Genomic DNA, 14,825 nt, shown 5'->3' with positions numbered 1-14,825 from the left:
TTTTAGTATAATATTGTTACAATTATTGTCTTTTTAGTATAACGGTATTGTTATTATAGTCCGTTTGTGTAAAGAAGGATTGTCTATACTATAGGATAAAAAATATTCATAAAAATTATAAATAGTTTATAGTTTTATCGATGTTTAAAAAACATACAATACTAAAATATAAAGACTTTTCATTAGAAAGGTTCATATTTTTTTAAGAATATTCTAATTTTTTTATACCATATTAAAAGCATAGTTGCACTGAATTTTCATAACTTGAATTAAAAAAAACTTAAACTTTAACAAAAATTAACGAAATTTCGAATTAAAATTTTTAAAATCAAGGAAATTATAGTATTACATTAGTATATATAATGTTTATATTGAAAAAATAAAACCAGGGAGGAAAGAATGAAGAAAAAATTATTAATACTGGGAGTGTTAGCAGCTTTATTATTTACAGGCTGTGGAGGATCGGAGAAGGAAACAACAGGAACAGCAGGGGGGGCAGATAAACCAACAACCTTTGTAATGGGATCGGCTAACTTTAACGGTGACTTCTATTATGGGTGGACAAATTCGGCATATGATGCAAATATCAGAAGATTAGTTTGGGGTGGAGGGCTTTTATCACAAACAGACAAGGGGGAATTAGCTCTTACTTCGTTTGTAGAGAGCAAAGTATTGTCAAAATCCGATCCATCCAAAGAGAGTGAGGATATATGGACATTTAAGATTAAAGATGGGATGAAGTTTTCAAATGGAGATCCATTGACAGCTAAGGATGTAAAGTTTACATATGACTTTTATATGGATAAAGAGGCTTTAGCAGCTACAGGTGGAACAAGCAGTGTATCTGAATATGTTGACAGGGTAGAATTGGATGAAGCTAATAATACTGTAGTATTTTATTTAAAACGTACAATGTATACAATAGGTTCTTCTGTGTTTTCTGAAGATCAGTCTATTTTGGATTCAACAATGATTCTTGCTGGAGCAGAAAAAGATGGGGTTACTCCCCAGCAGTGGGTAAAGGCTAATATGTCTACACCAGTTGGATATGGAGCATATAAGATCGATGAATATGTGGAGTCACAATATGTAAAATTATCTATAAACGAAAACTACCAGGGTAACTTTGAGGGAGATAAGCCCAGCATAGATACCCTTATCGTTCAAAATATACCGGAGGAAACTAAGATAACTCAGTTAGTTACCGGTGAGATCGACGGGCTTGCAAATATCGGGAAAGAGGAAAATGTAGATGCAGTATTAGCAGAGACAGCAACATTGTCAACTAATAACTATTTCCGTCATGGGGGAGGACAGATCACATTCCATAATGATTTTGGACCGGCACAGCTGCCGGAAGTAAGAAAAGCTTTCGCCTATGAGTTTGACAGAATTAAATTTAGAAATATTTTCTTGGGAAAATACGGGATTTCATCCAATGCACCATACTCTAGAAATATGTGGATGATGTATGAAGATGGTGAGCAGTTCGGAACAGAGGGGAAATTTGAAAAATCATTGACAAGTTATGATATTTTAGATGCAGATGGTAACTGGGATGAAGAGGCTAACTTAAAGGAAGCTCATAAGTTATTGGATCAGGCTGCAGCTAAAACAGATGGATTATATGCAAAATTAACCAAGGATGCAGATGGAAATTATCTATGGGAAGGGAAGGAGCTTGCTCTTAACCTGGCTATCACATCAGCATGGACAGATGCAATCAACCTTACTCTGACTAAAGAAGTTCAGGATAAATTTGGAATGAAGATCAATGTAGATTCTATGGACTGGTCTATCATGGCCAACAACTTATATGGGAACTCTGCTTTAAGTGAAAGAAAATACCATATGTTTACAGGTGGAACTTCTTACAGTATTGAGTATGATCCATATGCTAACTGGTCTAGTACGAAAATCTTACCATTTGGAAAAGGATCATCAAGTAACAGTACAAGATATGTTGGGGATGAAAAATTACTTGATGAGATCAGATTCTCTAACCCGTCAACCGATGAAGGAACTGCCAGCTACAAAGCTAACTGGAGAAAATGGATTGTAGAAGTTAATGAAGATCTGCCGCAATTACCACTATACTCAAATAACTACTACGATGTTTACACAAATAAGGTGGAAAACTTTGAGACAAACGCTCTATGGACATGGCCTTATGCAATAATAAAAGCAAATTTCAAAAAATAATAAATAGAATAAAATAAGCAGAGCATAGTCTCTGCTTATTTATTGGAGGTAAATGTGGAAGATGAAAAACAGCAAGGAAAACTGAGAACTCTATTTGATACAGTATTTCCTTATATAAAATACATAGGAAACAGATTGTTACACTTATTGCCGGTTGTAATTATAATTTCAATAGTTATATTCACATTGATACAGCTTATGCCGGGAGACCCTATCCTCGCCATGATCAATCCAGAGACAACAGCCAATATGACAGAGGAACAAAGGATAGCATATATAGAAACCATGAGAAAAGTATTGGGATACGATAAACCGGTTATAGTGAGGTATTTTTTATGGTGGAAAGATGTACTGACTGCTAACTTTGGTTATTCGGTAGCACTTAATAAACCCATCAATGAATTCATCGGAAGTTATATTATGAATTCATTCAAAGTTAATATTGTAGGCTTTATTATAGCCTTTTTAATTGCTATCCCTATCGGAATTAAATCAGCAGTAAGGAAAAATACCAGGTACGATAAGATAGTAACTGTGGTATCTATGATAGGAATTTCCCTGCCTTCATTCTTTATGGCACTGTTATTGGTACTACTATTTTCTGCAGTACTCCGAATCCTGCCATTTTCAGGGATGGTAGACCCCAGGGGTGTAAGACCTGAATATGTATATTATATCCTGCCGGTTTCAGTAATAGTACTGTCATCTCTTGCGAGTCTCATCAGGTATATCAGAAATGCCATGATAGAAGTTCTGAAAGCTGATTATATCAGAACTTCCAGAGCAAAGGGGTTAGCAGAAAAAGTAGTTATCTACAGACATGCATTTAAAAATGCATTGATTCCTGTAATTACAATTATTGGATTCTGGATACCTGCATTATTTGGCGGGTCTATCATCGTAGAGAAGATATTTGCATGGCCCGGAATGGGACTTTTGATGAACCAGGCGTATCAATTTAAAGACAGGGGAGTTCTATCCACTGTATTGTTATTCTTTGCAGTGCTGACACTTTTTGCCAACCTGTTTGTTGATGTAGGTTATGCACTGGTAGACCCTAGAATAAAAGCAAGGAGGATAAAATAATGAGCAATAACGATAAATTAAATAAAGAGCATGAAAAAATTATTTCTCCTACAAGGCAGATAATAGAAAAATTTAAACATAATAAACTGGCTATGGCAGGGTTTATTTCATTTGGATTACTGCTGTTGGTCATAGTAGGAGCCCAGGTTTACGTTCACCTGACTAACTATGATCTGGCCCATGTAGATATATCCCAGAAATATATGAAACCCAGTATGCAGCATCTGTTTGGAACAGATGCCCAGGGAAGAGACCTGTTTTTGAGGGTATTAGCAGGGGGATGGATCTCCATCCAGGTAGGACTTTTATCTACGGTATTATCCATAGTATTAGGTGTATCTATAGGAGCTACAGCAGGTTTCTTTGGCGGAAAGGTGGATACGCTGATCATGAGGGGAACAGAGATTGTATCATCATTTCCATTTTTAGCTATTGCAATGACTATATCAGCTATATTTATGGATTTAGATGCCCAGCTTAGGTTATATCTGATAATCTTCATTCTGGGATTCTTAAGATGGACCGGGTTAGCAAGGATGGTAAGGGGACAGATCTTATCCCTGAGAGAACAGGAATTTATAGTAGCTACAAGGGCATTGGGAATCAGCAGTTTCAATCAAATAACCAAGCATTTGATCCCCAACGTACTGACATATGTAATCGTAAGCGGAACTCTGACATTTGCAGGAGCAATCCTTACTGAATCTTCCCTGTCATATTTAGGGCTGTCGGTTACAGAACCTATCCCTACATGGGGAAGACTTATCAGTCTGTCTGCTAAGAATGCTATTGTAATGACAAATTACTGGTGGACCTGGATCTTCCCGGGATTGGCATTATTTATTTTGATCATGAGTATCAATGTAATAGGTGAAGGGCTGAGAGATGCTGTGGATCCAAAATCCCAATATGTTACCAAGGAACAGAGAATAAGACTTAAAGAGAAGAGAAAAAGAGAGAAAGAAAGACAAAAAAGAAGAAAATTAGCAAGGGCGGCGATGTAGATGAAAACTAATGAAAATTTACTTGAAATAAGAAATCTGCATACTTATTTCTTTACCAACAAGGGAACTATAAAAGCCGTAAACGGCGTAGATATGGAGATTCAAAGGGGTAGAACTTTGGGAGTTGTAGGAGAATCAGGATCGGGAAAATCCATAACTTCATTTAGTATCCTGAGACTTATAGATGATCCGGGTGATATTGTAGATGGAAGTATAATGTTTGACGGGCAGGAATTGTTGGACTATACAGAGGATGAGATGAGGGCTATCAGGGGAAATGAGATATCTATGATATTCCAGGAACCTATGACAAGTCTGAACCCTGTATTAAAGATAGGGGAACAATTGGGAGAACCGTTGATCCTCCACCAGGGTATGGATAAAAAAGAAGCCTGGGAAAGATCGGTAGAACTCCTGAGGGAGGTAAAAATACCTGAACCTGAAGGTGTGGTACATAACTATCCCCACCAGTTATCAGGGGGGATGAGACAAAGGGTAATGATAGCCATGGCACTAGCCTGTGAACCCAAACTCCTTATAGCTGACGAACCTACAACTGCCCTGGATGTAACTATTCAGGCACAGATATTTAACCTTATGAATGACCTGAAGAAAAAGCATAATACAGCTATATTATTTATAACTCATGACTTAGGAGCCATAGCGGAACTGGCTGATGATGTAGTGGTAATGTATACAGGAGAAGCGGTAGAAAAAGCTCCGGTAGAGGTATTATTCTCAAAAATTTCAAAGTTTTCCCACCCGTATAAGGAAGGGTTACTCAATTCCATTCCCAAATTAAATGAGGAAGTGGAATACCTGGACCAGATAGATGGAAGTGTGCCCCATCCACTTAACCTTCCAATAGGCTGCAGGTTTGCACCCCGTTGCAAGTTTGCTACCCAAAAATGTATCGATGAAAAACCAAATCTTGTAGAGGTAGAACCTAATCATCTGATCAGATGTTTCTATCCAAATAAGGAGCAGAGAGATGGAAAATAGAAAAATAATATTAGAAACTAAAGGGCTTAAACAATATTTTCCTACCGGGAAAAGAAAAAATGGTGAAAAATTATTTGTTAAGGCAAACGACGGGATAGACATGGTGTTATACGAAGGGGAAACCATAGGAATAGTAGGAGAATCAGGCTGCGGAAAATCCACCTTTGGAAGAAGTCTCCTTAAGTTATATGACCCGACAGCGGGACAAATAATCTATGACGGTAAAGATATAACGGATCTGTCTGTTAAACAGATGGTTCCTCTAAGACGTGAGATGCAGATAATATTCCAGGACCCGTATTCATCATTAAATCCCAGGATGACAGTGGGAAATATAATCGGAGAAGCTCTGGTAGAGCACAAGATATATAAGGCCGGGTCCAAGGAACTTGAAACATATGTAAAAAAAATAATGAAAACCTGCGGACTGGATGACTATATGATCTATAGATTTCCTCATGAGTTCAGCGGGGGGCAGAGGCAAAGGATCGGGATAGCCAGATCTCTGGCACTAAAACCTAAATTTATCGTCTGTGATGAAGCTGTATCTGCACTTGATGTATCTATTCAATCACAGGTAATAAACTTATTGAATGACTTAAAAAATGAATTTGGAATGTCATACCTGTTTATATCTCATGATCTGTCAGTGGTGAAACATATTTCTGACAGGATAGGGGTAATGTATTTGGGGAACATGGTGGAATTAGCTCCTAAAAAAAATCTATATGCAAGTCCTCAACATCCATATACCAAAGCATTATTATCTTCCATCCCGGAAACAGATCTGGATATAATAAAAAATAGAAAGAGAATTGTATTAGAAGGAGATATTCCATCAAATGTAACACCTCCAGCTGGATGTAAGTTTCATACAAGATGCCCAATAGCTAAGGATGTCTGTAAGGCAGAAGTTCCCAAATGGGAAGAGGTATCGGAAGGTCATTTTGTAGCCTGTCACTATAAGGGTGCGGAACTTGTTTAAAGATAAAGAAAAAGGGAGTATGGAAGATCTTATTTCTAAAAAAGAAAAACTCAGACGAGAAGATGAGGAATTAAAAAAATTGATAGATGAAACGAAATTTGAAAAGAACGATGCTAAAGCACTTATAATTGCAGCACTGACAACTATCGTACCGGTAGTCTTGATAGCCTGTTTATTATTTTATCTGCTTATAAAATTTATATTTAAATTTTAAAGGCTGGGTGTAAAAAAGGAGTTTATTCATCTTAGGGTGGATAAGCTCCTTTTATTAGGGAGGAATTATGAATAATTGGAATCTGGATAAGTTATATCCGTCATTTGAATCGGAAAAATTTAAAGCTGATTTAGAAAAAATGGATGAGGTTATAGAAAGGTTAAATGATTTTAAAGGGCAATTTGATCCAAATGGCGGGAACCTGGAAAATTATTTAAAGACATTGATAGAGTATTTTGTCGTAAATGGAACTTTAGGAGCATTTTGTTCCCTGTCCAAAGCAACAGACGCCACAAATAAAGATGCAATAAAATATTTAAACACTTTATCTAACAAATATTCTGAAATAACAGAAGCGGTGACCTTGGCTAATAAATGGATTACCGGGTTAGATATAGAAAAATTAGCAGAAGAAAATGAATTCTATAAGGAACATTATTTTTTCCTGAAGGAAATAAAGGAGAAGGATCAATATACTTTAGATGAACAGACAGAACTTTTGTTATCAAAATTAGATCAAACCGGAGCAACAGCTTGGAGTGATCTTCATGGACTATTAACCTCTACCTTAGATGTAGAGATAGAATTAAATGGTGAAAAAAAAGTGATAACTTTACCGGAAGTAAGAAATCTGGCTCATGACAAAGATCCAAATGTCAGAAAAACAGCATTTGAAGCAGAGATAAAAGCTTATGAAAAAATAGAAAAAACAATAGCTTATTCTTTGAACTCTATAAAAGGACAGGTAAATACCATAAATGAGGCAAGAGGATATGATTCCCCTATTTCAAAAACATTGGCAGACTCCAGGATGTCTAAAGAAACTTTGGATGCCTTATTAAACGGGATCAGAGAATATCTGCCATATTTCAGAAAATATTTAAGAAGAAAAGCTGAGATGTTAGGGCATGAGAACGGGCTGCCTTTTTATGATTTATTTGCTCCAATTGGCAGTGCAGATAAAGTATTTACCATTGAAGAGGCACAGGATTATGTATTGAAAAATTTTGGCTCATTTTCTCCAAAATTAAGGGAAGTAGCAGAGAGAGCATTCAATGAGAACTGGATTGATTATTCTCCTAAAAAAGGAAAAAGGGGAGGAGCTTTTTGCTCTAATATCCAGCCCATAAAGCAAAGTAGGATAATGCATAATTTTACAGGTTCGTTTTCCGGGGTATTGACTCTGGCTCATGAATTGGGACATGCTTATCACGGTGATTGTATCTTCGATGAAAGTATACTAAACACCAGGTACACTATGCCTGTGGCAGAGACAGCATCAATTTTGTGTGAAACTATAGTGATGAAAAATGCACTTATAGATGCTGCTAATGAAGAAAAAACATTTCTTTTAGAGAGTTCTCTGCAGGATATAACCCAGGTAGCGGTGGATATATTGAGCAGGTATATATTTGAGGAAACAGTATTTGATAAAAGAAAGGACAGTATCTTAAGCCCGGAAGAATTAAAGGAAATTATGATAGAGGCACAGAAAGAATCTTATGGTGATGGTTTAGATGAAGATACTTTGCATCCTTATATGTGGATAAATAAAGGTCATTATTATATTCCAAGCCTCAGTTTTTATAATTTTCCATATGCCTTTGGAGCTTTATTTGGACGTGGCCTGTATTCACAATACCTTTTAAATAAAGAGGAGTTTTTACCGAAATACGACAATTTATTGAAAGAAACAGGGAAAAAAAGTGTAGAGGATGTAGCCAGATTAGCGGATATAGATGTAACCGATATTTCATTTTGGAGAAGCTCCTTGGATCAGGTGAAAGAAGATATAGAATTATTTTTAGAGTTGACGGAAAATTATGAAAAATAAAACTTAACTTTATCGATAAAAAAGCTTAAAAATGTGGTACTATTAAGTGTGTTTTAGCTGTATTTTAGTATAACGTTGATAGAAAACAGTTAAAAGCAATTATATGATGAACTCATTTTATTGAGGGTTTTAAAAAGGGGAGGAAATGATGTTTTACAAAAAAGAAAATGGATGGAAAGATATTGAGGAATCTGTTAAAAAAAATGTAATGGATTTTTCGGAAGGGTATAAAGAATTTTTAGATACAGCCAAGACAGAGAGAGAAGTGATTACTTATTCTCAAAAGATGGCCGAAGCTAATGGTTTCGTAGATGCAGAATCTGTGGAAACGTTAAAAGCAGGAGACAAGGTTTTCTACAATAACAGAGGGAAGAACCTTATTTTAGCAGTTATTGGAACTGATGACATATTAAAGGGAGCTAATTTTGTAGTATCCCATGTAGATTCTCCTAGATTGGACTTAAAACAAAGCCCACTCTATGAAGACGGTGATTTTGCACTTTTAAAAACTCACTACTATGGCGGGATAAAGAAATATCAATGGGCATCCAGAGCATTATCACTACACGGTGTAGTGGCTTTAAAAGATGGTAAATTAATAGACATAGTTATCGGTGAAGATCCGACCGATCCTGTATTTGTAATCCCTGACCTGCTGCCTCATTTAGATAGACATGTACAAAGGGAAAGAAAAGCCAATGAAGTGTTGAAAGGTGAGGAAATGAATATCTTAGTAGGATCTACTCCTACAACGATGAAAGATGGTGAGATGAAGGAACACTTTAAGTATACTATCTTAAAGAAATTAAACGATGATTACGGGATAGTGGAAGAGGACTTTATCTCGGCTGAATTACAGCTGGTGCCGGCAGAGAAAGCCAGAGACATCGGTATGGATAGAGCTATAGTAGGGGCATATGGTCATGACGACAGAATCTGCGGATATACTTCAATGATTTCTATGTTTGATCTAGAGGGAACTCCCAGAAGAACTTCTATCTGCTATTTAGCAGATAAGGAAGAGGTAGGGTCTATGGGGTCTACAGGATTACAATCCAGATATTTAGATTATTTTATGGGTGACATCATCTATAAAATTTTAGGAGACAAGTTCAATGATCATCTGTTAAGAAAAGTATTGTGGAACTCCCATGCACTGTCATCCGACGTAAATGCGGGTCTTAATCCATTGTTTAAATCTGTTCATGATGAGCAAAATGCAAGTAAATTAGGATATGGAATAGTTCTTACTAAGTATACCGGGTCTGGCGGAAAAGGCGGATCATCTGACGCAGATGCAGAATATGTAGCGGAACTCAGATCTATATTTGATGAGGCAAATATCAAATGGCAGACTGGAATGCTTGGAAAGGTAGACGAAGGTGGAGGAGGAACTGTAGCTATGTTCCTGGCTCACTATGGTATTAGAACTATTGATGCAGGAGCTGCACTATTATCTATGCATTCACCGATGGAGTTAGCTTCAAAATATGATGTATATGAAATTTATAGAGCTTATAAGGTGTTCTATAACTTCTAAGGATAAAGTTAAAATAAGAAAAACTGCAGGGAATTCTCTGCAGTTTTTTTTAGATATTTAGATATTGATAGATGGAAAAATTAATACTATACTTTAATGAGAGAATAAATATTTAGTTGGAGGGAAAAGATGAAAGATTTTTTTTCAATAGATGATAGGGTCAGGATACAGAAGGATATAGAAAAAAAGTACTCCAAGGTTGCTATTAATCCTGCGGGACAATTCAGGTATACTACAGGGCGTAAAGCACTGGAGTTTTTAAAATATGACAGAAATATAATGGAACAGCTCCCTGAAATGGTAGCTGATGCCTACTGTGGAACAGGAAATCCATTTTTATTAGGAGAGATAAAAGATGGAGAAATCATCCTGGATTTTGGATGCGGAGCGGGAATCGATCTGATTTTTGCCTCTAAATTAGTAGGAGATCAAGGCAGGGTGGTCGGGCTGGATCTTATTCCTGAGATGTTAGGGAGAGCAAAGAAAAATATAGATAAATTAAATCTGAAAAATACCAGTCTGGTATTATCCAAGGATGATAATTTGATATTTCCTGATGCCACCTTTGATACAATAATCTCTAACAGTGTTTTTAACCTGGTTCCAAATAAAGAATTTCTGTTTAAAGAGCTGTATAGAGTGTTAAAACCAAAGGGAAAACTAATGGTAGTGGATCAATTATTTACAGGTGGAAAAATTAAAGATCACAGAGACAGGGTCGACAGCTGGTTTCAATGAGAGGGAGGAGCTGTATCGGAAAAGGTTTTTCTGAAGATGTTGGAAGACGCCGGCTTTACCAAGGTAGAAGTGATGGAGGAAAAAAGCTATAACAGTTCATCTAAAACCAAGGGAATTTTAGTTCGCGGGAAGAAGGATATTTAATTAGATATGTATGGATAGACAAAAATATTCGGATAAAAATAGAATCTTCGGGTTCTATTTTTTGTTGTTATAAAAAATAGTATTTAAATATCAAAAAAATTGACTTTATCAAAATTAAGAACTATTATTGTAGGGTGGCAGAACTAAATTTTACTTAAATTAGAAGTAAAAAAATATTAAAATGGAGGAATAGAAATGATCAAGAAACTTGTAATTTTATTGTCAATATGGTTTTCATCGATAAGTTTTTCTGCTTATATCCCGAAAAATGAAGCTATTAAAATCTTATCACCTATAGCAGCTGAGGACTATGCTGAATATAATGAGGTTTATATAGTTAACTCACTGACAGAAAGGGATGAGTTGGGAGGAGGGACTATAACGACCGAAATTTATAAAAAAGTCTTGAATACCACTTCTAAAAAAGATAACTCTCTTTACTTTGATTATGATGCCAATTACAGCAGTTTAGATATAGCTGCAATAGAGCTGATTAAAGCAGATGGAAAGGTAATCAAATTAGATCCGAAAAAAATATTGGAAGAAAAAATAAATGGAGCTTCTCAAAAAAAGAACATATATACAACTCAAGCAAAAACTTTATCCGGGAATTTACCAAATCTGGAGATAGGAGATATAATATATACCAAAGCTGTTGAAACTATAAAAAAAGCAAGGATAGAAGGGCATTTTTCAGGGGGAATTACCCTGGAAAATTCTAACAAATTTATAAATAACTATGAAAAACTTACATTTCCTAAGGACATAAAATTGTATGTCCATGAGTTGAATAAGAAGGGGTTTAAGTATGATCAAAAAAGAACTGTAGCCGGGGATAAACAGATATATGAATGGAACATAAGGGATAATCCGCTGGTGACTCCGGAGCCCAATATGGATGATGCTTCATTTTCTTTAAATCATATTGAGTATACAACCATACCAAATTGGGAGTATATATCCAAATGGTCCTATGAACTGGTGACACCTCACCTTACCATGGATGATGATATCAGAGAGAAAGTTCGTGAACTGACCAAAGATGCTAAAACAAGGGATGAAAAAATAGAGAATATCTTCTACTGGGTGGCCAGAAACATAAGGTATCTGGGTGTAGACGGCGAAAAGAACAGACCTGGTCTGGAGCCCCATGATATATCTTATACATTTAAAACCAGAGGGGGAGTATGCAGAGATAAAGCGACCCTTTTGAGTGCTATGCTGAATGAAGCTGGAATTAAGTCAGATACGGTTCTTATAAGCTCGGGATCACGTATTAGCCCTGAGGTTCCGATCGACTTGTTTAATCATATGATAACGATGGCCTATGATGAAAGCGGTGAACCATTGCATATCCTGGATCCGACAAACGAAACCACTAAGGATTTTTTACCTAAATATGAGGAGGATAATTCCTATCTGATATCTAGTAGAGATGGAGATAGACTGAGGAGTACTCCCGTGTCGCCGGCTATAGAGAATAACTCCAGTGCAGCTATAGATCTAAAGCTGGACAGTGACTATAATGCTGTAGGAACTATTGAATTTATATTTTCAGGGATAGCTGATGGTGATTTTAGATCGGCATCTATGAGGATGAATAAATATGATTTGGATAAATTGATAACCAGGCTGATCAACAGGGTTAATCCCGGCATAATAACGACAAATATTATAACTTCAGATCCTAAAAATATGGATTCTAAATATACTATAAAAGCTGATATTGAGATACCTGAATACGGAAAAAAGATCAATGACTATATATTCATCCCTTTTAGTGGTGCCGATCCCAGTATCCATTTTATGTATGAGGGATCAATTTCATACCCATTTTCGTTAGCCGACAGGAAATATGATTTTAAATTAAATTCACCCACAAGTTTCACCGTGAACTATCGTTTGGAATTTCCGGAAAGTATTTCAAATATCTCCATACCAAAACCTAAGACCATTAACTATGCCGGGTTTAAAACTGTGTTTACTTCCAAAGTAAAAAACAATACATTGGATACCACTTATTATCTGGAAAATTCAAAGATTCATTTTCCCAAAGAAAAATATCAGGACATAAAAAAAGAGATAGGGGAACTTTCAAATAATAACAATTTATTCTTGATAAAAGAGGTGAAAATAGATGAAAAATAAAATAAAATTATTTCTATGTTTAACTTTGACTGCCCTTATTTTTATAGGGTGTACGAAATCTAAGTTGGAAAACGGTGAAAATTCAGATAAGATAGGATATAAATTTAGTGAAGTTATAGAGATTATTAAAAATAACAATAAACTTCCTGAGGAGTATAATGAATTAGGAGCAGTTGATTTGGTAAACAATAAAAAAACAACTGTCCACGAGGATGGAAGCAGCGAAGTCCATTATTTTTATATTACTCAGATAATCAACTATGAAGGAAAGAAAAAAAATTCAGATATAGTTATAAATTATGACCCGACCAATGAAAAATTGATCTTGGGAGAAATGTATACAGTGACAAAAGATTATAAAAAGATTTCAATACCTAAAAACCAAAGCATCGAACAAGATGATGAACTGGCGATATACTCGCCTACATATGTTCACAATAAAAATAGGATAATTAATTTCCCTCAAGTAGAACCAGGGACATATATTGTAACAGACTATACTATTAAAACTAAGTATACTTATCCGCTGGGTGGGAATGAACCTTTTGACACTAAAATCCCCTCTGTGAATAAAACTAGAACAATAGATTATCCAAAATCTATGGAGTTAAAGTATGAGGTTGCAGGGGATAATATAGTTGAGGATAAAAAAGTTTTAGGTGACAGAAATATCCTTACCTTTAGTTCGAAGAATGCAAAAGTTTTAAAGAGGGAGGAGGAGATGCCTGTAAATCTCTTGTTGGATATAAATAAAGTTGTATATTCTTTTTATAAAGACTGGTCAGATCTCGGTAAAGAAAAAATACAATCTATGGACAATATCGAGATCACCCCTGAGGTCAGGGAGCTTTCCAATAAAATAGTAGGAGATACCGAAGAAAAAATAGACAAAGTAGCTAAAATATATTCATATGTGATAAATAATTTTACTGCCCAAAAAATATATTTATCCCAGTCGGATTTTAAACCGTTAAATTTAGACCGGATTATCTATCAAAAATACGGTTCTAAAATCGATTTGAATGCATTGTTTGTAGGCTTAGTTAGGGCACAAAATATCAATGATGTCTATCCTGTGATCATATTAGACTCATACGATAAAAGTTCTCCTTATCAGATAAAATATCCTATGAATAATTCTATATATACTGTTGGAACATATGTTGAGGGGAGAATAGTTCGATTAAATAGTAGAGGGAACTATCTGGATGCATTTGATGAAAAAACAAATTATATCTCTAAAAAAAATAACTATCTGCCCCAGGTTTATGAACCAAAAATAGATTATAAGGAGAATAAAAACTATCTCTATAAGTTAGAAGATGGCGATGCAAAGATAGATGTAAACCTTGAATTTAAGGGGATAAGAGATTATTTTATAAGGTATTATGGAGAAATGCTTCCTGCTCAGAGGAAAAATCTTATAGATCAAGATTTTGGCAGTTCATCGACTACGATAGTAGGAGAAACCAAATTCAGTGATTTTCTGGACTATAAAGAACCTATGAAAATGTCATATGGTTTAAAGGCGGATAATTTTGTGATAGACCAGGATAAATATTTATACTTTACAATACCCTCTGTGGAAATCAACTTAAGTTTATCTTTGGATAAGAGAGATCATGATTACCAAATATACGATGAAATATCCACCAAGGAAACCTTTAGGATAGATCTCGGTCAGAAAAAAAATATCCTAAAGACTTCTAAATTTATCAATGGGCTGAATATTATAAAGGAATTTAAGATAGGAGACAGAACTGCAAAATATAAATTTATCTCAAAACAGGATAAAAATATTATAGATATAACCAGAGAGATCTATATCCCTGTTGGAATAGTAAAAAAAGAGGAGTATAGAGAGTTTAAAGACTTTGTATTGGACATAAAAAATCCCATGAGAGATAAAGTTTTTATAAAAAAATAGT

At 35.2% G+C, this 14,825-nt stretch carries 11 protein-coding genes; all 11 read left to right on the top strand.

Features of this window, described 5'->3' with window-relative positions; genetic code table 11:
- Nucleotides 1–399: 399 nt before the first annotated feature.
- The 11 genes from DYH56_RS07665 (at nt 400) to DYH56_RS07615 (ending at nt 14,824) form a co-directional block, all read left to right on the top strand.
- Nucleotides 400–2,202: an ABC transporter substrate-binding protein gene (locus tag DYH56_RS07665; RefSeq protein WP_114642276.1), complete on the top strand. Its 1,803-nt coding sequence runs from the start codon at nt 400–402 to the stop codon at nt 2,200–2,202.
- A gap of 54 nt (nt 2,203–2,256) precedes the next feature.
- The gene (locus tag DYH56_RS07660; RefSeq protein ID WP_199532991.1) at nt 2,257–3,288 is read left to right on the top strand and encodes an ABC transporter permease; all 1,032 of its coding nucleotides are present in this window, start codon (nt 2,257–2,259) and stop codon (nt 3,286–3,288) included.
- Complete coding sequence (locus DYH56_RS07655) at nt 3,288–4,292, top strand: ABC transporter permease (protein ID WP_114642275.1); 1,005 nt, start codon at nt 3,288–3,290, stop codon at nt 4,290–4,292. Before DYH56_RS07660 ends, DYH56_RS07655 begins: the two co-directional genes overlap by 1 nt.
- Complete coding sequence (locus DYH56_RS07650; protein ID WP_114642274.1) at nt 4,293–5,294, top strand: ABC transporter ATP-binding protein; 1,002 nt, start codon at nt 4,293–4,295, stop codon at nt 5,292–5,294.
- Nucleotides 5,284–6,279 carry an ABC transporter ATP-binding protein gene (locus tag DYH56_RS07645; protein WP_114642273.1) on the top strand — a complete coding sequence of 332 codons (996 nt, stop codon included), beginning with the start codon at nt 5,284–5,286 and terminating at the stop codon, nt 6,277–6,279. The genes DYH56_RS07650 and DYH56_RS07645 overlap by 11 nt, the downstream gene beginning before the upstream one ends.
- Nucleotides 6,272–6,493, top strand: coding sequence for a hypothetical protein (locus DYH56_RS07640; protein ID WP_114642272.1), 222 nt, complete (start codon nt 6,272–6,274; stop codon nt 6,491–6,493). Before DYH56_RS07645 ends, DYH56_RS07640 begins: the two co-directional genes overlap by 8 nt.
- Before the next feature lie 67 nt (nt 6,494–6,560).
- The gene (locus tag DYH56_RS07635; RefSeq protein WP_114642271.1) at nt 6,561–8,327 is read left to right on the top strand and encodes a M3 family oligoendopeptidase; all 1,767 of its coding nucleotides are present in this window, start codon (nt 6,561–6,563) and stop codon (nt 8,325–8,327) included.
- A gap of 148 nt (nt 8,328–8,475) precedes the next feature.
- The gene (locus DYH56_RS07630; RefSeq protein WP_114642270.1) at nt 8,476–9,867 is read left to right on the top strand and encodes an aminopeptidase; all 1,392 of its coding nucleotides are present in this window, start codon (nt 8,476–8,478) and stop codon (nt 9,865–9,867) included.
- Between the two features lie 129 nt (nt 9,868–9,996).
- Nucleotides 9,997–10,605 (top strand): methyltransferase domain-containing protein, encoded by a 609-nt coding sequence (locus DYH56_RS07625; RefSeq protein WP_114642269.1) that lies wholly within the window; start codon nt 9,997–9,999, stop codon nt 10,603–10,605.
- A 339-nt stretch (nt 10,606–10,944) separates the two neighbouring features.
- The gene (locus DYH56_RS07620) at nt 10,945–12,897 is read left to right on the top strand and encodes a DUF3857 domain-containing transglutaminase family protein (protein WP_114642268.1); all 1,953 of its coding nucleotides are present in this window, start codon (nt 10,945–10,947) and stop codon (nt 12,895–12,897) included.
- Nucleotides 12,887–14,824, top strand: a complete 1,938-nt coding sequence (locus DYH56_RS07615; RefSeq protein ID WP_114642267.1) for a DUF3857 domain-containing protein — start codon at nt 12,887–12,889, stop codon at nt 14,822–14,824. Before DYH56_RS07620 ends, DYH56_RS07615 begins: the two co-directional genes overlap by 11 nt.
- Nucleotide 14,825: the final 1 nt, after the last annotated feature.

Source organism: Psychrilyobacter piezotolerans (genome assembly GCF_003391055.1).
GTDB classification, from domain to species: Bacteria; Fusobacteriota; Fusobacteriia; order Fusobacteriales; family Fusobacteriaceae; genus Psychrilyobacter; species Psychrilyobacter piezotolerans.
Note: the sequence above shows the minus strand (reverse complement) of the source record. Positions and strands in the feature narration are given on the sequence as shown.